Below are 22,839 nucleotides of genomic sequence, written 5' to 3'. Positions count from 1 at the left end.
AGGTAATGGGCTTATGCTCATTACCTGTTTTGCTTAGTGCGCTGCCTTATTCAATACGGGCCAGCGGCGCAAGACCAGCAAGCCCACCAGAACCAAACCATAGACATACACTTCCACCACATCATTTTTACCAGTACGAATCAGGTAAAAGTGCAGGATGGAAAGCACCGCCGCCAAATACACGGTTTGATGCAAACGGCTCCAGCCACGACCCAAACGTTTCTGCCAGCCATGCGTGGAAGTCAGGGTCAACGCCAATAAAATCAGCACAGCCACTACCCCGATCGTAATCAAGGGCCGCTGCATCACGTCCTGCAACATGGACAGCCAGTCGCCCGAGCGATCCCACCAGGCCCAGGCCAAGGTATGCAAAGCCGCATAAAAAAAACTGAACAAACCCAACATGCGGCGCCAACGCACCAAGGCAGGCTGAGCGAGCAAACGCCTTACAGGACTTAAAGCCAGGGTCAGCAGCAAGAACACCAAGGCCCAAACCCCACTGGATCGGGTCAAAAATTCAGCTGGATTGGCACTTAGTCCATTGTTGAAACCCAACCATACCCAGCGCCCCAAGGGAAACAAGCCCAGCAAGAATACCAAGGGCTTGAGCCTATCCAATTGCGCAGCCTTCCAGGTACTCATCAGTAATAGCGCCTTAAATCCATATCGGCATACAACGCTGCTACATCCTCGGCATAGCCGTTAAAAGGCAAAGTCGGCTTTTTAGTGGCGAAGAATCCCGAACCGATGACACGTTCAGTGGCCTGGCTCCAGCGGGGATGCGGCACTTCCGGGTTCACATTGGCGTAAAAACCATACTCATGCGGAGCGACCTTCATCCAGCTGGACTCGGGCATGGTGTCCGTCAAGGTGATGCGCACCAAAGACTTGGCCGATTTGAACCCATACTTCCACGGCACGATCAGCCGCACCGGCGCTCCATTCTGAACAGGCAGGCTTTTTCCGTACAGACCGGTAGCCAGCAGAGTCAAAGGATGCATGGCCTCGTCCAGCCGCAGCGCCTCCACATAGGGCCAGGCCAAGATACGAGAGCGTAGACCCGGCATGGTTTCCGGGTCCGCTGCTGTTTCAAACCGAACAAAACGGGCCGAGCCCTGGGGCGACGCCTGCTTTAGCAAGGCCGACAAGGAATAGCCCACCCAGGGCACCACCATGGACCAGGCTTCAACGCAACGCAGACGGTAAATACGCTCTTCCAAAGGGGCCAGCTTCAAGATCTGGTCCATATCCAAGGTAAGCGGCTTGTTCACCAAACCGTCAATCTGCAAAGTCCAGGGTTCAGTCTTGAATTTCCCCGAATGGCGGGCAGGATCTTCCTTGCCCGTGCCAAATTCGTAGAAATTATTGTAGGAGGTGACATCAGACTCGCTGGTGGGCATATCGTCCAGTTTCCAGCGCTGGGAAGGCGTGAACGACAAGTCCTGCCCCACCGGGACCGCCTGAGCCCGACCCGGCAAGCTGGCCGCCAGGGCCAAGGCTCCAGGAGCCTGCAAAAGCAGGCGGCGGCGCGCCCGCCAGACCGACTCGTCGGTAATTTCAGAGGGACGTATGGGCTGCGAACGTGATTTGAACATCTCCATCTCCTGAACCTGTCTGGCAAGATGGTCTTCAAACCGGCTTGCCGCCTATTAAATCCGTGCCAATACCCAATCGCGCATTTGCGCCACATTATCAACCATGACCGTGGGCTCAGCCTTGGCCAGGGTTTGAGGATCGTGCGCGCCGTAAGTGACAGCCACGCTATCCATGCCCGCATTGGCCGCCATATGAATATCGTGCACGGTATCGCCCACCATCAAGACCTGCTCGGGCTCCAACATCAATTCGGCCAGCAATTGATGCAGCATTTCCGGGTCCGGCTTGCTGCGGGTTTCATCCGCACAACGGGTGGCATCAAAAAAAGTGCTGAGATTGACCTGCTGCAGCACCCTATCCAAGCCTTGACGACTTTTACCCGTTGCCACTCCTAAGGCAATCTGGCGGCCACGAAGTTCACCCATGAAAGGTAAAATTCCGTCAAACAGCTTGATATGCGGGTCGCGCTGCATAAAGTGATGACGATAACGCTCCAGAAACAGCGGCATCTGCTCGGCAGTCAAATCCGGTACAGCGCGATACAAAGCACTTTCCAGCGATAAACCAATAACCCAGCTGGCTTGCTGAATCGAGGGCACAGGCAATTGCAGATCCGCACTGGCCAACTGAATAGAACTGGCAATCGAGTACGTCGAATCCATAACTGTGCCGTCCCAATCAAATAGAACGGCGGCGTAACGCGTCATAACTACTTCTCCAAACGCTCAAGAACGGCCTGACAGGCCGCGGGCAAGGCGGCCTCCAGAGCCAGAGGCTGTCCGGTGACAGGATGATTGAACTCCAGGCGTCCCGAATGCAGGAACATGCGCTTGAAGCCCTGGCGGGCGAATTGATCGCGAATGGCATCGTCGCCATACTTGTCGTCACCCACAATCGGAAAGCCCGAATGGGCCAAATGAACCCGAATCTGGTGGGTACGGCCGGTTTTCAGCTCCGCCTGCACCAACGTAAAGCGGCCAAAACGGCGCTGCATGGTGATGATGGTATGCGCAGGCTTGCCTGTGGGGTCAACCTTGACGCGCCGCTCCCCGCTTTCAGTCAGCCAGCGCAGCAAGGGGAAACGGATATGCTGGCGATCGTTCACCCAATCGCCCTGCACCAGCGCCCAATAAAACTTGCGTGCACGGATTTCGCGGAACATATCGTGCAAACCAACCAGGGCAGCACGACGCTTGGCGATAATCAGCAAACCGGAGGTATCCCGATCCAGACGGTGGGCCAGCTCCAGAAAGGGCTCCTGAGGACGGGCAGCACGCAACTGCTCGATGACACCAAAAGACACACCACTGCCACCATGCACGGCCACACCGGCAGGCTTGTCGATGACCATCAGGTGCTCGTCCTCGAACACCACCGGGAAAACGGCAGCGGGAACATGACGCGGCTGCTCGGGCTCGGGCAGGCGCAGCGGCGGAATCCGCACCATATCGCCGTCCTGCAAACGATAGTCACTGCTGATACGGCCTTTATTCACGCGCACCTGACCGCCACGGATCGCTTTGTAAATGTGGCTTTTTGGCACCCCTTTACATTCACGTAACAAAAAATTATCTATACGCTGACCAGCCCGCGTTTCATCAATGCGTAATATTCGCACTTGAGGGGCTGATCTTTGTGATTCATGAGGTTTGCACATAACAAAAAGGGGCATATAATCGCTTCAGCCTATGGAAGCTGAGACTGGGTCCAGCGTAGAGATGCAAAGGGTGCGTCTCCGTTGGATGACCAAGGACTGATAATTGTATCCTTGAGTTCCAGCTTCCGGGTCATAAGGTCGCCGGGGTGAGTCCGAAATAGCGAAAGTCGTGTGGCAAGAAGGCCCGCTTTCCAAGAGATGTTTTCCTCCCGCGTGCGGCGCTGAATTCCTGCACAGATTGTCCCGCTCTTTTGCACCAGCCGCATGATTTATGCGGCTGCCGTTCCCCCAGCAATTTTATATTCGTCAAACACACACCGTGACTCTGACCCCCCTGCTGATTGAACTTCGCGCTTTGGCGCGACTCGTGCCTCCCAGACTATAAGCCGGTAGGCCGATTTTGCCTGCCTGCACCAAACTGATGCAGCTATAGCGCTACACACCTGTGACCCGCGGTCGTGCGCCGATATTTCGGTGCTCCATGACAACGGAGATCCACACTCATGAAACGCATGTTGTTCAATGCGACGCATCAAGAAGAACTACGCGTCGCCATTGTCGACGGTCAAAAACTGATTGACCTCGACATCGAAACAGCCGGGCGCGAACAGCGCAAAGGCAATATCTACAAAGGGGTCATCACCCGCATCGAACCCGGCCTGGAAGCCTGCTTCGTCAGCTACGGTGAAGAGCGTCACGGCTTTCTGCCATTCAAGGAAGTAGCTCGCAGCTACTTCAAGGAAGGGGTCGATGTACGCAGCGCCCGCATCCAGGACGCCCTGGTTGAAGGCCAGGAACTGATCATTCAGGTTGAAAAAGAAGAGCGTGGCAACAAGGGCGCTGCCCTGACCACCTTCATTTCCCTGGCAGGCCGCTATCTGGTTCTGATGCCCAACAACCCCCGTGGGGGTGGCGTATCGCGCCGCGTTGAAGGCGAAGACCGGCAGGAACTGCGCGAAGCCATGGACCAGCTGGACATTCCGCAGGGCATGAGCATCATCGCCCGCACCGCAGGTATCGGCCGCAGCGTCGAAGAGCTGCAGTGGGACCTGAACTACCTGATGCAGTTGTGGACCGCCATTGACGGCGCTGCCCGCGACAATGCAGCTCCTATCCTGATTTATCTGGAATCCAGCCTGGTTATCCGGGCCATCCGCGATTACTTCTCGCCCGATATTGGCGAAATCCTGATCGACACGGACGAGATTCACGAGCAGGCCGCCGCTTTCATGAGCGTGGTCATGCCCGACAATCTGCATCGCGTAAAGATGTACCGCGATGACATCCCGCTGTTCTCGCGCTTTCAGATCGAACACCAGATCGAAACCGCCTACTCGCGTACCGTGCAATTGCCTTCGGGCGGTGCTGTCGTTATCGACCACACCGAGGCCCTGGTTGCCATTGACGTGAACTCGGCTCGCTCCACGCGTGGTGCCGACATTGAAGAAACCGCCCTGCGCACCAACCAGGAAGCCGCTGACGAAGTGGCCCGCCAGTTGCGTTTGCGTGACTTGGGTGGCCTGATTGTTATCGACTTTATCGATATGGAAGATAGCAAGAACCAGCGTGCTGTCGAACAACGCCTGCGTGATGCCCTGCACCTGGACCGTGCTCGCGTCCAGATGGGCAAGATCTCGCGCTTTGGTCTGATGGAACTGTCCCGTCAGCGCCTGCGCCCTGCCCTGAACGAAGGCTCCCATATCACCTGCCCACGATGCACCGGCACCGGCGTGATACGCGATGCCGAGTCCAGCGCCCTGCACGTCTTGCGTTTGCTGCAAGAAGAAGCCATGAAAGAAGGCACAGCCGCCCTGCACGCTCAAGTGCCGGTGGATGTAGCTACCTTCCTGCTGAACGAAAAACGCGCTGACATCACCAAGATCGAATCGCGTCTGAACATTGCCCTGATCCTGATTCCGAACAAGAATCTGGAAACTCCGCACCACATCATCGAGCGCCTGCGCCATGACGACCCACGTCTGGACGAACTGCGTAGCAGCTACGAGCTGGTTCAGCAGCCTGAACAGCAAGACAGCCTGGTGCCGCACCGCAGCCACGAAATCAAGCCTCGTCCAGAAGCCCTGGTCAAGAGCACCACACCGGCCCAGCCTGCTCCCATGAGCAAGCCTGCTGCCGCCGCAGCCGCCAGCGCCGCTGCCAGCGACAACAAACCCGGCCTGCTCAAGCGTTTGCTGAACTGGTTGTCCGGCGCACCGGCCGAACCTGTGGCCGAAACCACCAAATCCGAAGGCAGCAAATCCTCCTCCGGTCGCCGCCAAGGCCGCCCAGGCCAATCCAATAGTGGCCGCGGCCAAGGTGGACGTGGCCGTCGCCAGCCCAACCGCCCGGAAGCGGCTCAGGAAGAGAAAGCCAGCACGGAAAGCACCAGCGGTAATACCCGTGGACGCCGCCGTAACGCCTCGGCAGGTAACGAATCCGCTCTGGAAACTCCACAAAGCGCCAACACGACGCCCACCACTGCCGACGAAGGCAGCAGCAACAGCCGCAACCCACGCAACCGCCGTGGCCGTGGCCGTCAACGCCGTGAAGAAGGCAGCGCAGAAAACGTCGAGCTGAACAAGGACGTCGCCAGCACAGAAGCCCAGCCCGAACAGGCTGCTGCCGCAGTGGCCAGCGTCGCCGCAGTGGCTGCCGTGGCCGCCACCAAGCAAGAAGCGCAAACCCGCGCTGAACAGCTGGCCGAGGCCGACAGCGCTGATACCAGCGACAACTCGGATGCCGAAACCGACGAGAACAGCGAAAACGGCGCTCTGGATCCAGAGCGCAAACGTCGCCGTCGTCGTAGCCGTCGTGGTCGTCGTAACACCGACGTCAACGCCGTAGCCGAGAACGAAGAGAACAACGAAGAAGGCAATACCAGCGCCTACGTTGCTCACGAAACACCTAGCTTCAACCCTGCTGCCCTGGACGCCCAGGAACAAGCCGCTGCCCAAACCGCAGCAGCCGAGCCTGAACAGCCCCAAGCAGCCGTAGAGGCACCTGCAGCCCAAGAAGCCGCTCCTGTCGCCGTAGAGGCTGCCCAGGAAGCTCCTGCTGCCACTGTCCCAGCTGCACAACAAGCTGAAGAAGTCGCTACGACCCCGGTAAACGCTGTTGAAACTGCTCCAGTCCAGGAAGCAGTTTCCACTCCAGCCGCTCAGGCCGAAGTTGCTCCAGAAGCTCCTGCCGCAGAAGAAACCGTTGCTCCTGTACAAGCAGAAGCTGCTGCCGAACCTGCCAAAGCAGAAGTGACCGAAGCTCAAGCTGAAGCTGTAGAAACAGCCGCAGCGCCCGCAGAAACGCAAGCCGCAGCAGAAACCCCAGCCGTTGAAGCCGCTCCAGTGGAAACTGCAGCCGTAGAAACCGCTACTGCCCAGGAAGAAGTTGCTGCTCCAGCCGCTCAGGCCGAGGTAGCTCCAGAAGCTCCTGCCGCTGAAGAAGCTGTTGCTCCTGCGCAAACAGAAGTTGCTGCCGAACCAGCTAAAGCAGAAGCCACCGAAGCTCAAGCTGAAGCTGTAAACACAACCGCTCCTCCAGCAGAGGCTCAGCCCACAGCTGAAGCCCCAGCCGTTGAAGCCACTCCAGTGGAAACCACAGCCGTAGAGACTCGCGTTGAGACTCAAGCGACTGCTGCTGCAAAAGCCCCTGCTGCCGAACAAGCACAGAAGCCCGCAGCCGCCCCTCTGGAAGCCGTGCTGAGCGCAGCGGGCATCGAACTGGTGGAAACCGTTCGCTCGACGACACAGGACGACTACCAGCCCGCACCAGTGCGCCTGGGTCGCCCACGCAAGCAACGTGCTGCAGAAACCGAGAACAGCGAGCCGCTGCAACAGGTCGAAACGCAGTAAACAGCAAGACTAAAAACGCCGCCCTAAAGGGCGGCGTTTTTTTTGCCTCTCTTATCCATAAAGAGCAGCCATCTGGGCTCCTTCTCCGTCTCCTTGAGCCCTCAGCGGTATTCCTTCTTTCTTGGTGTGGGGAGTACGGCCCTGGGGCGAGTCAGGGACTTGGCCGCTGGCTATTGAACAATCCAGGGTGCAAGCCCAGTGCTGTTCGAGCCAGACGCTTGTACTTGGTCCGGGGGACCAAGTACCTGGCGAGTTCACTGGGCACCTGGATTGTTCAATAGCCAAGGGTACCCGTGCGCAGCACGGGCCAAGGCCCCGCCCCAGGGCCGTACTCCCCACACCAAGAAAGCCAAGCCAATCTCGCCCTGAAGCTTCAACTCAGAAGCCAACGCCTCAATACCAAAAACCTCTTTGCAAAAAAACAAAAACACGGCAGCCAAAAAAAAACGCCACCTAAACCCGGGTGGCGTTCTTCTTTAGCGAATCCTTGGCAATCAAGAATGACGCGACACAGCCTCAGCCGGCTGACGAGTCAGCAAAGCCAGCAACTCGGCCAGCTCACGCTGCAGTTCGCGACGATCAACCACCATATCGATAGCGCCCTTCTCCAGCAAGAACTCGGCACGCTGGAAGCCTTCAGGCAGCTTCTCGCGCACAGTCTGCTCAATCACGCGAGGACCGGCAAAACCGATCAAGGCATTAGGCTCGGCAATCACCACATCGCCCATAAAAGCAAAACTGGCCGACACACCACCCATGGTGGGATCAGTCAAAATGCTGATAAACGGCAAACCCGCCTCGGACAATTCAGCCAAAATAGCCGTCGTCTTGGCCATCTGCATCAGAGAGAACAAGCTCTCCTGCATACGCGCACCACCCGAAGCGGCCACGCAAATAAAAGGACTGCGGTTGGCAATAGCCGCCTGCACACCACGTGTGAAACGCTCGCCCACCACGGAACCCATGGAACCGGCCATGTATTCAAACTCGAAGCAGGCCACCACGGCAGGCACAGACAAAATCGTACCGCTCATGACCACCATGGCTTCAGTTTCGCCCGTCTGCTTGGCCGCCTCGGAAACACGTTCGGTGTACTTGCGCGAATCGCGGAACTTCAAGGGGTCCATAGGACGGGTGTTGGAACCAATCTCGGTCTGGCCTTCGGGGTCCAGCAAGGACTTGATCCGGGCACGAGCACCAATGCGCATGTGATGGCTGCATTTGGGGCAGACATTCAAGGTGGCCTGGAGATCTTCCTTGTAGAGCACAGACTCACACGACGGACATTTCACCCACAGCCCTTCGGGAACGCGACGGCTGCTTTCGGGGTTACGGTTAATTCGCGGCGGGAGTATTTTCTCGATCCAGCTCATTGTTAGATCCTGTTTTCGCCTGGCCGGCACCCGGCCCACCAAGCTCTTTATTCTGAAAAAAAGCGCCTGCTCCTGAAGAACAGGCAGATGATTCTATACGCGGAATAGGTATTTAGGCTAATTATCCAGTGCCTGACGTATCTGCGCGAGCCATTGGCTAGCTGCTGCAACCGCAGCTGCATCCATATCCTTTTGCTCTTTGCCAGCGTTCTCCTGCACAGCCTGCTCCATGGTCTGGATCAGCTTGGAGCCAATGACAACTGCATCCGCGCTACGGGAAATGGCTTTGGCGCTTTGCGCGTCCCGAATCCCGAAACCCACTCCGACCGGAATTTTGACGTGCTGACGAATACGCTGCAAGTGGTGTTCCACATCAGCCACATCAATCTGGGCCGAACCGGTCACACCTTTCAGGGACACATAATACACATAGCCCTGCGCCAAAGCGGCTACCTTGGCAATGCGCTCGTCCGTGGACGTGGGCGAGAGCAGGAAAATGGTATCCACCCCTTGCTCGGTCAGCAAACGGGTGAAATCCTCGGACTCTTCAGGTGGGTAATCCACCGTCAGTACGCCGTCCACACCCGCCTTACCTGCCATGACGGCAAATTCAGCCTGACCGATACGCTCAATAGGATTGGCGTAACCCATCAGAACAACCGGCGTTTCCTCATCAATCAAACGAAACTGCTGCACAATCTCCAGCACTTTACGCAAGCCCACACCACGGCTGATGGCACGTTCAGCCGCCTGCTGAATCACCGGGCCATCGGCAGTGGGATCAGAAAACGGCACACCCAATTCAATGACATCTGCCCCGGCCTGACGCAAGGCATGCATCAAGGCCACGGTAGCGGGCACCGAAGGGTCTCCGGCCGTAATATAAGGCACCAGGGCACAGCGCCCGTTCAAACCTTCAAACGTCTTTTTCAGACGCACATTACTCGACATATCCGTTCCCGATTGCTTACAGAGTCAAGCCGCCGTACTCGGCGACCGTGTGCATGTCCTTATCGCCACGACCGGACAAACTGACCAGGATGATTTTATCCTTGGGCAAAGTCGGGGCAATGCGAGCCGCATGCGCCAGCGCGTGCGAGGACTCCAGCGCGGGCATGATGCCTTCGATGCGGCAGCAATCGTGAAACGCTTTCAGGGCGTCTTCATCGGTGCAGGTGGCGTATTGCGCACGGCCACAATCTTTCAGCCAGGCGTGCTCGGGACCCACACCTGGGTAATCCAGGCCAGCCGACACCGAGTGCGTAGGCATGACGTTACCGTCATCGTCCTGCAGCACATAGGTACGGTTACCGTGCAGCACACCCACCATACCCTTGTTCAGGGAAGCCGAGTGCTCCAGCGTATCCAGACCGCGGCCAGCCGCTTCCACACCGATCAGCTCCACATCCTTGTGCTCGATGTAGGGGTAGAAAATGCCCATGGCATTGGAACCACCGCCCACCGACGCCAAAACGTAGTCAGGCTGACGACCGGCATCCTGAGGCATTTGCTCCACGCACTCGTCACCGATCACGCATTGGAAGTCGCGCACCATCATCGGGTAAGGATGAGGACCAGCCACCGTACCAATGATGTAGAAGGTATTGCTGATATTGGTGACCCAGTCGCGCATGGCTTCGTTCAGCGCGTCTTTCAGGGTGCGCGAACCGGATTCCACAGGAACGACCGTCGCACCCAGCAACTTCATGCGGTACACATTGGAAGCCTGACGGCGTACGTCTTCGCTACCCATGTAGACCACACACTCCAGACCATAGCGGGCGGCGACCGTAGCCGTTGCCACGCCGTGCTGGCCTGCACCGGTTTCAGCAATAATGCGTGGCTTGCCCATGCGGCGAGCCAGCAGAATCTGACCGATACAGTTGTTGATCTTGTGTGCGCCAGTGTGATTGAGATCTTCGCGCTTGAACCAGATCTGAGCTCCACCTAGTTGCTCCGACCATCGACGGGCATGGTACACAGGGCTGGGACGACCGACAAAATGCTTGAGTTCGTAGTGAAACTCACGCAGAAACTCAGGATCGTTCCGATACTGTTCGTAGGCTGCTTTCAACTCGTCCAGGGCGTGGACCAGCGTTTCAGCGACAAACGAACCACCAAACTGACCAAAATGTCCATCCGGGTCGGGCAAGGTATAGGTTTTCAAAGCTCGCTCTCTTGATTGACAAGAACAATCGCGGGCACAACGCCCGCGAGGTTTAGGTTTACCGATTTTAGCAGTTCAGGACGAGTAGCGGCGGGCGCTGACGCCCGATAACTCGTTCAAGGCCGCTAAAGCCTTTTGAATTTGCTCGCCATCACGCACTTCAATAGTAAATATCATGCGCGTCAACGAGCGGCGACTCAAGGTGTTGATACCCGTTACGTTCAAACGCAGGCGGGCAAACACTTCCGAGAGATCACGCAAGAGGCTGGGATGCTCCTGAGCCTCAATGGCCAGATCCACGGGATACTGAGTATCCCCCGTATCGCCCCAATCGACGCTAATAGCCCTTTCAGGTTGTCGATCAGCCAGTTCCTGGTAGGACTTGCAGTCGGCACGGTGTATGGACACTCCCCGGCCACAAGTCACAAAACCAGCAATCAGATCAGGGGGTGCGGGACGGCAGCAACGGGCCAGCTGCGTCATTAGCGAATCTACACCCACCACCAGCACGCCGCTTTTCCCGGTCTTGGAAACACTTTCCCGGGCCGCATCAAACACACGCTGTACGGGTTCTTCCTCCTGCACATCCTCACGGAACAAGGCATCCACCTGACGCAGGCTGAACTCATCCTTGGCCACGGCAACATACAGGTCATCCGCCTTGGCAAAGCCCAGCTGTTGCGCCATCTGCTCCAGATTTACGGCCGTACGACCCAGTCGTTGCAACTCTTTTTCGACCATGCTCTGGCCTTGGGAGATGCGCTGCTGCAACTCAATCGCGTTGAACCAGGCGCGCACCTTGGAGCGCGAGCGTGGGCTGGCCAGAAAGCCCAACTGCACGTTCAGCCAGTCACGCGATGGACCGCCGGATTTGGCCGCCACAATCTCTACCGTCTGACCAGTCGACAAGCGCGTGGACAAAGGCACCATCTGCCCATCAACCCGCGCACCCCGGCAACGATGGCCCAGATCGGTATGCAGGTAGTAGGCAAAGTCCACCGGCGTCGCCCCCACAGGCAGCTCGATAACCCGAGCCTGCGGCGTCAGCACATAAATATGTTCATCTTCCTGAGCCTTCAAAGGCCTGGCAACAGCCGGTTTCTTGCTGGCAACGGGCTCCACTACCTTTTCGGAAGCCGAATCTTTGCTGCTGTCTGCTTGCGGGGCAGGCTCGGTAGCGTTCGAGGTGGACGCCTCCCTGTCCCAGGCCAGCAATTGACGCATCCAGGCGATCTTTCTATCGTCCTCACCATCGGCCACCTGCTGTCCGCCCTGGGCTCCAGCTTCCTTGTAGCGCCAATGGGCAGCCATCCCGTATTCCGCGAACTGGTGCATGTCGCGTGTGCGGATCTGGATTTCATAGCAGCGCCCCTGTGCATCCGCAATAACGGTATGCAGGGAACGGTAGCCATTGGGCTTGGGCCGGGAGATGTAATCGTCAAACTCCTCGGGCACCGGCGTCCACAGCGAATGCACCACCGCCAGGGTGTGGTAGCAGCTGCGCTCGTCATCAACAATGACACGCAAGGCGCGCAGATCAAACAGCTGATCGAAATCCAGATGCTTGTTGCGCATCTTGTTCCAGATACTGAAGATATGCTTGGGCCGGCCTGAAACCTCAGCCACGATATGCTCGCGTTTCAAGGCTGCCAGCAGTTGGTCGCGGACCTGACTGATCAGGGTTTCGCGCTCTACGCGCTTGTCTTCCAGCTTACTGGCAATATTCTTGTAGACCTCGGGATTCAGAAAGCGAAAGGCCAGATCTTCCATTTCCCACTTGATCTGCCAAATCCCCAAACGATTCGCCAAGGGCGTATAAAGCTCCAGCGTTTCACGCGCAAACTCGACCGGGCAGACGGTCTTGGACTGCCGATACCAGCGCAAGGACTGCAGGCGCGAAGCCAGGCGCATCATCACAATGCGCAAGTCAGCGGCCATCGCCAGCAGCATCTTGCGCTTCATTTCCTTTTGATCGCCCCCGCCTGTCTGCTCCTTGGCCTGGCCTGTCAGCGAACCCAGACGGTACAAGGCTCGCGAGCCACGTACCAACGTCATGACTTCGGCACCAAAGGCTTTCTGAACCGGGTCCTGCTTGACCTCCGGCCCAGGAGCAGGAGTGACGGCCAGCAAGGCGCTGGCACGGGTTTGAGCGTCCACACCCAAGCCAGCCAAAATAAGCGCGACCTGAGCGCAATGGCTGTCCAAGGGTTCGCCGGTACTTCCGGCCAGATCCAGCAAAATAGGCCCCGCCCAGTCGGCAGCCGCCTGCAATAGCGTACGCCCTGCTTCATCCAGTCCGTGGCTGGCTTGCGCGAACCATTGAGGATTGAAGGCCGACTCGGCCATAGGGGGAGAAGCGGTGTGATTCATGTGGATTACGTCGATGTGGCCACTCAGCGCTGAAGTGGCTCTCTATACTGTAGACGCTAGTCTATCACCGCGAGTAAGAGCTTATGAGTCTGAACACATGCCGCCAGCTTCTGTTGATTTGGCACTCCCGTACCGGCGCCGCCCGTCAACTGGCCGAACAGGCCGAGGAAGGCGCGCTGCAGGTCCTCAAAGAACTGGGCGAGACAGAGCAGGTCTGTATCAAACGCTTGCATTGTAATCAGGTGCAAGCACAGGATTTGCGCGATTCCCACGCCTATTTGTTCTGCGCGCCCGAGAACCTGGGCAGTCTGAGCGGTGCCATGAAAGAATGTCTGGACCGGAACTACTACGAGGTGCTGGATCAACTCAACGGGCGTCCTTATTCCGCCCTGATCAGTGCGGGTAGCGACGGGCCAGGTGTGCAACGGCAACTGGAGCGGATTTGTACGGGCTGGCGGCTGGAGCTGGCCGCCCCCATCCGTATCTTCAATTTTCATGCCCAGACGCCGGAAGCCATTCTGGCTCCCAAGACCTTGAGTGAAGAGCAAATTGCCCAGGCACGAGGGGCCGGAGGGCATCTGGCGGCACTGCTGTGTCTATGAAAAAGCCCTTTGCGTGTGCAAAGGGCTTTGATTCAAACTTTTAGTGCTATGGCTTTATCGCTTTAAAACGATGCCGCCCGTCTGAAATCACGAGCATCACTGACTACGATGCCCTCAGCTCCCCTACCCAAGCAGCATTTTCCTCAAGCAGCAAGGACCTCAAGAAAGGAAGCCTCAATCTCTAAGCCGGAGGCAACTGAAAAACCTGCCGCAAATACGCCAGATACGCCGGATCGTCACACATGGTCTTTTCCGGAGCATCGGAGACTTTTGCCACGGGCTGCCCATTGCAACGCACCATCTTCATGACGATCTGCAGCGGCTCATGGCCCAGGTCATTGGTAAGGTTGGTGCCAATCCCGAAGGACACCTTGCAGCGGCCTGCAAAACGCAGGGCCAGCTCAATGGCTTTGGGTATGGTCAAACCGTCAGAGAACACCAAGGTCTTGGTACGTGGATCGGTACGGTTGGCCTGATAGTGCGCCAGCAAGCGCTCGCCCCAAATGAATGGGTCACCCGAGTCATGGCGAGCACCGTCAAACAGCTTGCAGAAGTACATGTCAAAGTCGCGCAGGAAGGCATCCATGCCGTAGACATCCGACAAGGCAATACCCAAGTCACCGCGATACTCTTTGGCCCACACTTCCAGAGCAAAAATCTGCGAGTCACGCAAACGGGGGCCCAGAGCCTGACAAGCCTGCAAGTATTCGTGGCCCATGGTGCCTAGCGGCGTCACCCCATACTTCATGGCCAACCAGACGTTGCTGGTGCCCGCAAAGTGCGGCTTCATCTGCTCGATCATGGTAGTGACCACTTCTTCGTGCCACTGCTTGGAAAAGCGGCGGCGCGTACCGTAGTCAGCTACACGAAAGTCGCTCAGGGCCGGATCATCCACCACCAGCCGCATCTTGGACTGCAGACGCTCGCGCCCTTCTGCCCATGGTGGCTGCGGACATTCGTTGCGAAAGTAAACCTCGTTCACAATGGCCAGCACCGGGATCTCGAACAGGATCGTGTGCAGCCAGGGCCCCTGAACCGAAATTTCGATCTCGCCGGGCACATCACCGGCCTGCACCTGAATGCAGCGCTCGGGCAGGTGGAACAGGCCCAGAAAATCGACGAAGTCGCTTTTGATAAAGCGCAGGCTACGCAAATAATCCAGCTCGGCGTCTGAAAAACGCAACTGGCACAGCGCGTGAATTTCCGCCCGAATCTCGTCCAGGTACTGGCTCAAATTAATATTGGGAGTACGGCACTTATAGCGATACTCCACGTGCGCAGCCGGGAAATGATGCAAAACAACCTGCATCATGGAAAACTTGTACAGGTCCGTATCAAGTAAAGAGGTAATGATCATCACAAACCTACCGATTTTGATTGCGCAACCATAGCACGGGCGCCAGTTCTTGCGTACAGCTATCTAGCAGGTGAGCTATTGCGCCATCTCAATAAGCAAGAAGCTGAATATTCGTTAAAATCGAAAGATTCGATTTAAATCCCATTTTTATCGTTCAGGCCCTGTGCGTTGTCGCGCACCCCATCCACGGCCCTTTGCCGTGACTGACCGCCTTAGCGATACCGCAGGAGTGTTACTGAAATGACCCACGTCGTCACCGAAAACTGTATCAAGTGCAAATTCACCGATTGTGTGGATGTGTGCCCCGTCGACTGTTTTCGTGAAGGCCCGAACTTTCTGGTGATTGACCCGGACGAGTGCATTGACTGCGCCGTCTGTATTCCCGAATGCCCGGCCAATGCCATTTTTGCTGAAGAAGATGTGCCGCAGGATCAAGTTCCCTTCATCGAACTGAACGCAGAACTGACGCCTATTTTTGCCAGCATCAACCGCTCCAAGAAACCGCTGGAAGATGCGGACGACTGGAACGGTGTGGAGAACAAACTACAGTATCTGGAGCGCTGAGCCCTTCGCTCGCTCTATAGAAGTCCGACCCGGTGGCTGCGTTACTATCCAGCCACTCTTGCGCCCAATCTCGCCTTTTGATAAAAAAACTTGCCGCACTGCAGCAAGGGAAAATCCCAAGTACAGAGGAACGGTAAACGTCGTATTGTTTCCCACAGGAATAAGCATATACATTCCTCTGTATCAAATTAGGCAACACCAAGGCGCACACTATGCTTTACGATCTGCACGAACTTCAGCGGTCCTTTCTGGCCCCGCTGGCTGCCTTTACCGGCACCAGCTCCCAATGGTTCTCCAACCCATACAGTCCACTGGCCTATACGCCCCTGTCGCGCCAACTGGCGGCGGCCTCTGAACTGGTACACCGTATCGGCAAGGATTACGAAAAGCCAGCCTGGGGGCTGAACGAAACCCGGATCGACGGCCAGACCGTTGCCGTGCGCGAGGTCGAACACCTGAGCAAGCCCTTCTGCAGGTTGATCCACTTCGAGCGCGATCACCCCAAAGCCGCTCAGGACCCCACGATTTTGCTGGTAGCCCCTTTGTCCGGCCACCACGCCACCTTGCTGCGTGAAACCGTACGTGCGCTGTTGCCCGATCACTCTGTCTATGTCACCGACTGGATTGATGCTCGCATGGTGCCCCGTTCGGCCGGCCCCTTCCATCTGGACGATTACGTTCTGTATGTGCAGGAGTTCATCCAGGCGCTGGGTTCGAAGGTGCACGTCATGTCGGTTTGCCAACCCACAGTGCCAGTACTGGCTGCCGTCTCGCTAATGGCGACCCGCCGCTCGGCCGTGATGCCGCGCAGCATGATCATGATGGGCGGTCCCATCGACACGCGCCAGTCGCCTACGGAAGTGAACCGTCTGGCCACGACCAAGTCCTACTCCTGGTTTGAAAACAATCTGATTCATCGCGTGCCCACCAAGTACCCCGGTGCTCACCGTCGCGTGTACCCCGGTTTTTTGCAGCATGCCGGCTTTGTGGCCATGAATCCGGATCGTCATGTCAGCTCGCACTACGACTTTTATCAGCACCTGATCAAAGGTGATGATGACGACGCACAAGCACACCGCCGTTTCTACGACGAATACAATGCCGTGCTGGATATGCCCGCCGAATTCTATCTGGACACGATCCGCATTGTGTTCCAGGAGCACCGCCTACCCAAGGGTCAATGGCACGTGCATGGCGAACAGGTTCGCCCCCAAGATATTGATGGCGTGGCCTTGTTCACCATTGAGGGCGAACTGGACGATATTTCCGGCCAGGGCCAGACCCATTCGGCTCAAGAGTTATGTGCAAAAATCGCCCCTGAACTCAAGCAACAATTCACCGCGCCCAACTGTGGTCATTACGGGATTTTCTCCGGAAGCCGCTGGCGCACGCTGATCTGTCCTAAAATCAGGGACTTCATCCGTCAGCACAACTGATATTTGGCTCAGGCCGTTTCTGACGGGGCCAGATGGCCCCGTTTTTGCATTCATGTCCGACACCTTAATACGGCGCATTGACGCCCTGCTCCCTCAAACCCAGTGCACCCGCTGTGGTTACGACGCCTGTCTGCCCTATGCCCAAGCCATCGCGCTTGAGGGCGAGGCCATCAACCGCTGCCCGCCAGGCGGGCAGGAAGGCGTACAAGCCCTGGCCGAGCTGCTGGGTCGTGAGGCCCTGCCCCTGGATCCATCCTGTGGCGAATTCACTGGCCCCAGCCGGGCGGTGATTATCGAAGAACACTGTATTGGTTGCACCTTGTGCATTCAGGCCTGTCCGGTGGACGCCATTATTGGCGCCAACAAGCTGATGCATACCGTGCTGGCCGACCGCTGCACGGGCTGTGAGCTCTGTGTACCACCCTGTCCGGTGGACTGCATCAGTATGGTGCCTACCGACGACTGGAGCGCCGAACAGGCCGCTCAAGCACGTCTGGATACCGAACAGCGCCGGGAGCGCCTGCTGAATCGCCACAAGGAAAGCTCGGACCTGGCGGCCCGTACCCTGGCCAATAAACCCGTTCTGGCCAATGATGCCGATCAAGCTGATAAACGTGAGGCATCCATCGCCTCTGCCCTGGCTCGCGCCCGTGCCCGCCGTGCCAGCAAGACTGCAAGCGGAACCACACCATGAACGCTGCCAAGCGCTACGAGATTTTCAGTCGTTTTCAGGCTGCCAACCCCAAACCCACCACCGAACTGGAATACGCAGACACCTTTCAGCTTCTGATTGCCGTGATTTTGTCGGCTCAGGCCACCGATCGCTCCGTGAATCTGGCCACAGCCCGATTCTTTCCGGAACATGGCACGCCCGAGGGCATCCTGGCCATGGGTGAAGAAGGTTTGCGTGAAGCCATCAAGACCATCGGTCTGTACAAGACCAAGGCCGCCAATGTCATCAAGACCTGTCAGATGCTGCTGGACCTGCATCAAGGCAAGGTTCCCTGTGATCGCGCCGCTCTGGAAGCGCTTCCCGGTGTAGGTCGTAAAACTGCCAACGTGGTCTTGAACACCGCGTTTGGCCTGCCCACCATTGCGGTAGACACACATATTTTCCGTGTAGCGAACCGCACTGGCATTGCGCCCGGCAAGAACGTGGTCGAAGTGGAAAAGAAGCTGGAGAAAGTCATACCCAAGCCTTTTTTGCTGGACGCTCACCACTGGCTGATTTTGCATGGCCGCTACATTTGTGTAGCCCGCAAGCCCAAGTGCCCCCAGTGCGGCATCTCGGATTTGTGCGACTTCAAACCGAAAACCGTTAACACTTAAGTAACACATACCCGGTTTAACAACATTTGTTTACCAAACAGTGCATTAAACCGGACCATCCTATGACAAACCCGCATAGTCTTGCTTCGTCGGCGCTTCCATACTGAAACGCATGAAGGACTCTGCCTATAGTTTGCTGGCGATGGAATCACCGCGGTAAGAGGCAAAGGACGCGTAACGGGTTCCTGCGCCGACCAGCCAACGTACAGGCCCATATTGACGACTCACGACAAGGAGCGTTCTCATGACACGGGCTGCCCTGGATATTGAGAATCTGTACGCCTGGCACCGAGAGTTCCCGCTCTTGCGCGGTTTGAATTTGCAGGTCGCTTCCGGCGAAATCTGCACTGTCTTGAGCCGCAACCGGGCCGGCCGCAGTGCCATGCTACGCGCCATCGTGGGTTTAACGGATAGCCGCCGCGGCTCCATCCGTATCCAGGGCACCGAAGCCATTCACCTGAACCAGCATCAGCTGGCAGATCTGGGCGTGGGTTACAGCCCCTACGAACAAAGCATTTTTACCGGCTTGAGCTGCGAGGAAAACCTCCTGCTGCCACCTGCCATAGGAACAACCCTGGGTGGTGGAATGTCGCTGGTACAAATCTATGAACTATTGCCCAGTCTGGAGCAGCGTCGCCACCATATGGCTACCCACCTGTCTACTGGGGAACAAAAGATACTGGCGATTGCGCGCTTGCTGCGCACGGGTGTGAATCTGCTGCTTCTGGACAAGGTATCCGAGGGCTTGGCCCCGGTGCAGGCCCAGACACTAAGCAAGTTGATCTGCACGCTGCGCAATGAGGGCTACACCATTGTGCTGGCCGAACAATGCCCGCAATTCTCGGCAGAGTTCAGCGATCAGTTTCATGTGCTGGAACAAGGGCAAATTATCGAGCGATTCAGCCGCAACGAATTAAGCCATAAATACGAAGCCCTGCACGCACTCCTGAATGTATGAGCACTTGATTCGCCAAGCTCCAAACCTGCGTCTTCCCCCTACTTGTCCTTGCCTGGAAGGCAGGTACAGGATCCCAATAAACAGGCATCCCGAAAAGTGGAAAAACGCCCAGAAATAACCGGACGGGTTCCAAGGTTTTCCATTTCCGGGCTGTTACCAGGTGATGCGAAAAACAGACATAGCGGCCAAATTGGCTCAGCATGAATTCTGCTTACTTGATCTACAACAAGGTCAGGCGACCAACTACCTCTGAAGCTTGCTTTGGATCAAATCCGCGGACCCAGCCCTCATGCACTCTGTAGACTTTACACACACCTACGGAGCTCCTATGAAATCCCGCCACTTGATTCCAGGTCTGCACCTGTCCTTGCTTGCTGTTGGACTGGCCGCTGTTTTGTACGCGCCTCAAGGCCAAACACACGAAGCGGGTGATTTCTTGCTCAAAGGTGGCGTGACCTGGGTATCCCCAAAATCCAATAACGGCTCTGTGGCTGACGGCACCGTCAAGCTGGACGTAGGCAATAATGCTCGCCCCAGCTTCTCGCTGACCTACATGGCCACCCGCAATATTGGTATTGAGCTGCTGGGCGCTTTCCCCTTCCAGCACAATATCGACAGCAATCTGGGTCGTATCGGCAAGACCAAGCACTTGCCCCCAACCCTGAGCCTGCAATACCACTTCCTACCTGACAGCGACTTCCAGCCCTATGTGGGCGTGGGCGTGAACTACACCATGTTCTTTGACACCGAGTCGCGCGGTGCTCTGGCGGGTTCCGACCTGAAGCTGAAAAACAGCTGGGGGTTTGCAGCCCAGGTCGGTGTGGATTACAAGCTGGACAAGAACTGGTTCCTGAATGCTGACGTGCGTTACATCAGCATCCGCCCAGACGTGAAGCTGAACGGCCAGTCCATTGGCAAAGCCAAGCTGGACCCCGTGGTTGCCACCATCGGGGTCGGCTACCGCTTCTAAGCTGTCGCCTCTTCCTGCTCGCGTTTGCCCTGCCCCAAGCCCAGATAGCTTTCTATCACTCGGGGATTATGAGCCAGGTCAGACGCGGGCCCTTGCAGCACCACATCGCCCGTCTCCAGAACATAACCGTAGTCAGCCACTTGCAAAGCGGCACGCGCATTTTGCTCGACCAGCAAGATGGCCACGCCGGTACTGCGCAGTCGGGCAATGATCATGAAGATCTCCCGCACCACACGCGGCGCCAGGCCCAGACTGGGTTCATCCAGCATCAGCACTTTGGGTTGCGCCATCAAGGCACGGCCTACGGCCAGCATCTGCCGCTCCCCGCCTGACAAAGTCCCTGCCAGCTGTGTACGACGCTCTTTCAAGCGGGGAAACAAGGTGTAGACCTTGTCCATGGTGTCGCGCCAACCGGGATGGCGGGCACGATACAGGCGAAAACCGCCCAACAGCAGATTGTCTTCTACTGTCATGCTGCCAAACAGCTCGCGGCGCTCTGGCACCAGGGAAATACCGGCCGCAACACGACGCTCCACTTCCCAATGGCTGATCTCCTGCCCTTCGTACTGCACCGAGCCGGTGCTGCGGCCCACGCTAGGCAAGGAGCCCATCATGGAGTTCAGCAAGGTGGATTTACCAGCACCGTTGGCACCAATCACGGTCACAATGCTGCCGGCACGCACGTCCAGGCTGGCACCCATCACGGCACTGACTTTGCCGTACTGAGCCGCCAGATTGTCTACCTTCAAAATAATGTCTTTCGATTGTGCCGAACTCATAGCGCTGCTCCTGCCGAGGCGGGCTCATTGACCTGATCCAGATCCAGGTCGTCATCAATACCACCCAGGTAGGCTTCCAGCACGGCTGGATTTTCCTGAATTTCCTTGGGCAAACCTTCGGCCAGCTTGGTGCCAAAGTCCATGACCACCAGCTTGTCCGTCAAATTCATGACAAAGTCCATGTCATGCTCCACCAGCAGAATGCTCATGCCTTCGCTACGCAGCTGATCCAGCACTTTGGCCAGTTCCTGCTTTTCCTTGTAGCGCAAGCCGGCAGCCGGTTCGTCCAGCAGCAAAAGCAGCGGATCAGAAGCCAGAGCACGGGCAATTTCCAGAATACGCTGTTGGCCCAGGGCCAGATTGCCCGCCTCTTCGTACAGGTAGTCACCCAGACCCACACGCTGCAGCTGAACAGCCGCTTCGTGCAACAGCTCGGCTTCGCTGCGACGCTCGGTATGCAGGACGGCGGACACCACACCGACATTCCGACGCAAGTGAGCGCCCAGTGCCACGTTCTCCAGAACCGTCATGGTAGGCAGCAATTGCACGTGCTGGAAGGTACGGCCCACGCCCAGACGAGAAATCTCGCGTGCAGGTTTGCCATCAATCCGCTGCCCCAGAAAGCTGACCTGACCACTGGTGGCCGACAGCACGCCGGTAATCAGGTTAAAGGTCGTGCTCTTGCCCGCACCGTTAGGACCGATCAGGCCCATGATCTGACCTGCATTCAAGGTGAAGCTGATGTCATTCACAGCCACCAGACCACCGAACTCCTTGCGAATCTTGTTCACTTCCAGAACCAGCGAACCGGCCTGCGGACGCTCACGTTGAGGCAAAGCCTCGGCTTGTGGGGGAGCAGCCTGATGACGCTTCTGTGCACCGAAAACCTGCTCCCAGGCCTTGTGCAGGATGGGCCACAAACCGTCGCGCGCGTACTGCAAGATCAGAACCATCAAGATACCGAAAACGATCAGCTCGAAGTTGATGTCGGTATTGAGCAGCTTGGGCAACCAGTTCTGCAACTGGTCTTTCAGGCTCAGCACCAGGGCCGAACCCAGAACGGCACCCCAGACACTGCCTGCTCCGCCCAACACGGCCATGAACAGGTATTCAATACCGTAGTTCAAACCGAAGGGGCTGGGCGAGACGGCGCGCTGGTAGTGCGCGTAGAGCCAACCGGACACACAAGCCAGCAAAGCGGCGTAAACGAACACGATGACCTTGTAATTGGCCATGTTCACACCAAAGGACTCGGCCATGCCGCTGCCGTGCTTCAGAGCGCGAATAGCACGTCCGGGACGGGAGTTCAGCAGGTTACGCGTACCCCACATGGCCAGCAAGGCAAAGGCCCAGATCAGGTAGTAAATATCCCGACCGGAGGACAGGGAAATACCGAAGAACTTCAAAGGAGCAATACCGGAAATACCATCGTACTGCCCCAGGAACTCCAGGTTACCGAACAGGTAGTACAAGGCCAGGCCCCAGGCCAAGGTACACAGGGGCAGGAAGTGACCGGACAAGCGCAGTGTGATCGCGCCCAGAATGTAGGCCACCATCATGGTAATGGCCATGCCAATCAGCAGATTGAACCAGGGCGACCAGCCCAGGCGAGCCGTCAGGTACGCCGTAGTGTATGCACCCAGGCCCACAAATGCAGCCTGACCAAAAGAAGTCAGACCACCCACGCCAGTCAACAACACCAGACCCAGCACAACCAAGCTGGTCAAACCAATATAGTTAAGCTGGGTAATCCAGAATTCGGGCGTTGCGCCCAGCTGCGGCAAAACCAATAGAACCGCAATAAATAGTAGCGTCAGCCAGTGTCTCATGTGA

General features: G+C 57.1%; 19 protein-coding genes. 8 read left to right on the top strand and 11 right to left on the bottom strand.

What is annotated here, in order from left to right:
* Positions 1-33 precede the first annotated feature (33 nt).
* From U2949_RS01485 to U2949_RS01470, 4 genes are read right to left on the bottom strand one after another with little or no spacing between them, the layout of a single operon-like run.
* The gene (locus U2949_RS01485; RefSeq protein ID WP_321285765.1) at positions 34-642 is read right to left on the bottom strand and encodes a protein-methionine-sulfoxide reductase heme-binding subunit MsrQ; all 609 of its coding nucleotides are present in this window, start codon (positions 640-642) and stop codon (positions 34-36) included.
* Positions 642-1,595, bottom strand: coding sequence for a protein-methionine-sulfoxide reductase catalytic subunit MsrP (msrP, locus tag U2949_RS01480; RefSeq protein WP_321285763.1), 954 nt, complete (start codon positions 1,593-1,595; stop codon positions 642-644). Before msrP ends, U2949_RS01485 begins: the two co-directional genes overlap by 1 nt.
* A gap of 54 nt (positions 1,596-1,649) precedes the next feature.
* A complete protein-coding gene (locus U2949_RS01475; RefSeq protein WP_009456607.1) occupies positions 1,650-2,303 on the bottom strand; it encodes an HAD family hydrolase in 654 nt (217 codons plus the stop codon).
* Between the two features lie 2 nt (positions 2,304-2,305).
* Positions 2,306-3,268 carry an RluA family pseudouridine synthase gene (locus tag U2949_RS01470; protein WP_404831274.1) on the bottom strand — a complete coding sequence of 321 codons (963 nt, stop codon included), beginning with the start codon at positions 3,266-3,268 and terminating at the stop codon, positions 2,306-2,308.
* A gap of 488 nt (positions 3,269-3,756) precedes the next feature.
* Between U2949_RS01470 and U2949_RS01465 the strand changes: the two genes are divergently transcribed.
* Positions 3,757-7,101 (top strand): Rne/Rng family ribonuclease, encoded by a 3,345-nt coding sequence (locus tag U2949_RS01465; protein WP_321285758.1) that lies wholly within the window; start codon positions 3,757-3,759, stop codon positions 7,099-7,101.
* Between the two features lie 494 nt (positions 7,102-7,595).
* Here the strand turns inward: U2949_RS01465 and accD are convergent, their stop codons facing one another.
* From accD to U2949_RS01445, 4 genes are all read right to left on the bottom strand, one after another.
* On the bottom strand, positions 7,596-8,474 hold the full coding sequence (gene accD / locus U2949_RS01460) for an acetyl-CoA carboxylase, carboxyltransferase subunit beta (protein WP_026483112.1): 879 nt from the start codon (positions 8,472-8,474) through the stop codon (positions 7,596-7,598).
* A 117-nt stretch (positions 8,475-8,591) separates the two neighbouring features.
* A complete protein-coding gene (gene trpA / locus U2949_RS01455; protein ID WP_009456611.1) occupies positions 8,592-9,425 on the bottom strand; it encodes a tryptophan synthase subunit alpha in 834 nt (277 codons plus the stop codon).
* A gap of 16 nt (positions 9,426-9,441) precedes the next feature.
* Positions 9,442-10,641, bottom strand: a complete 1,200-nt coding sequence (gene trpB / locus U2949_RS01450; protein ID WP_009456612.1) for a tryptophan synthase subunit beta — start codon at positions 10,639-10,641, stop codon at positions 9,442-9,444.
* Between the two features lie 75 nt (positions 10,642-10,716).
* Positions 10,717-13,011, bottom strand: coding sequence for a RelA/SpoT family protein (locus U2949_RS01445; protein WP_321285754.1), 2,295 nt, complete (start codon positions 13,009-13,011; stop codon positions 10,717-10,719).
* Positions 13,012-13,094: 83 nt separating this feature from the next.
* Between U2949_RS01445 and U2949_RS01440 the strand changes: the two genes are divergently transcribed.
* Positions 13,095-13,613 carry a flavodoxin family protein gene (locus U2949_RS01440; protein ID WP_321285752.1) on the top strand — a complete coding sequence of 173 codons (519 nt, stop codon included), beginning with the start codon at positions 13,095-13,097 and terminating at the stop codon, positions 13,611-13,613.
* A gap of 181 nt (positions 13,614-13,794) precedes the next feature.
* On the opposite strand, the gene pncB is transcribed toward U2949_RS01440, so the two are convergent.
* On the bottom strand, positions 13,795-14,970 hold the full coding sequence (gene pncB, locus U2949_RS01435) for a nicotinate phosphoribosyltransferase (protein WP_035272486.1): 1,176 nt from the start codon (positions 14,968-14,970) through the stop codon (positions 13,795-13,797).
* 240 nt (positions 14,971-15,210) lie between these two features.
* Between pncB and fdxA the strand changes: the two genes are divergently transcribed.
* The 6 genes from fdxA to U2949_RS01405 all read left to right on the top strand — a co-directional run bounded on the left by fdxA (position 15,211) and on the right by U2949_RS01405 (position 20,227).
* On the top strand, positions 15,211-15,534 hold the full coding sequence (gene fdxA / locus U2949_RS01430) for a ferredoxin FdxA (RefSeq protein WP_009456619.1): 324 nt from the start codon (positions 15,211-15,213) through the stop codon (positions 15,532-15,534).
* 212 nt (positions 15,535-15,746) lie between these two features.
* On the top strand, positions 15,747-16,970 hold the full coding sequence (locus U2949_RS01425; protein WP_026483117.1) for a polyhydroxyalkanoate depolymerase: 1,224 nt from the start codon (positions 15,747-15,749) through the stop codon (positions 16,968-16,970).
* A gap of 52 nt (positions 16,971-17,022) precedes the next feature.
* Positions 17,023-17,664, top strand: coding sequence for an RnfABCDGE type electron transport complex subunit B (locus U2949_RS01420; protein ID WP_009456623.1), 642 nt, complete (start codon positions 17,023-17,025; stop codon positions 17,662-17,664).
* Positions 17,661-18,299, top strand: coding sequence for an endonuclease III (nth, locus tag U2949_RS01415; RefSeq protein ID WP_026483118.1), 639 nt, complete (start codon positions 17,661-17,663; stop codon positions 18,297-18,299). Before U2949_RS01420 ends, nth begins: the two co-directional genes overlap by 4 nt.
* Positions 18,300-18,543: 244 nt before the next feature.
* Positions 18,544-19,257 carry an ATP-binding cassette domain-containing protein gene (locus tag U2949_RS01410; protein ID WP_009456627.1) on the top strand — a complete coding sequence of 238 codons (714 nt, stop codon included), beginning with the start codon at positions 18,544-18,546 and terminating at the stop codon, positions 19,255-19,257.
* 328 nt (positions 19,258-19,585) lie between these two features.
* Positions 19,586-20,227, top strand: coding sequence for an OmpW/AlkL family protein (locus U2949_RS01405; RefSeq protein WP_009456629.1), 642 nt, complete (start codon positions 19,586-19,588; stop codon positions 20,225-20,227).
* On the opposite strand, the gene U2949_RS01400 is transcribed toward U2949_RS01405, so the two are convergent.
* Entirely contained in the window at positions 20,224-21,006 is a 783-nt protein-coding gene (locus U2949_RS01400; RefSeq protein ID WP_026483121.1) for an ABC transporter ATP-binding protein, read from the bottom strand. The two genes, U2949_RS01405 and U2949_RS01400, sit on opposite strands and share 4 nt — an antisense overlap.
* On the bottom strand, positions 21,003-22,835 hold the full coding sequence (locus U2949_RS01395) for a branched-chain amino acid ABC transporter ATP-binding protein/permease (RefSeq protein ID WP_321285746.1): 1,833 nt from the start codon (positions 22,833-22,835) through the stop codon (positions 21,003-21,005). Before U2949_RS01395 ends, U2949_RS01400 begins: the two co-directional genes overlap by 4 nt.
* Between the last annotated feature and the right edge of the window lie 4 nt (positions 22,836-22,839).

The organism is Alcaligenes phenolicus (genome assembly GCF_032063905.1).
Lineage (GTDB): Bacteria > Pseudomonadota > Gammaproteobacteria > Burkholderiales > Burkholderiaceae_B > Alcaligenes > Alcaligenes phenolicus.
Note: the sequence above shows the minus strand (reverse complement) of the source record. Positions and strands in the feature narration are given on the sequence as shown.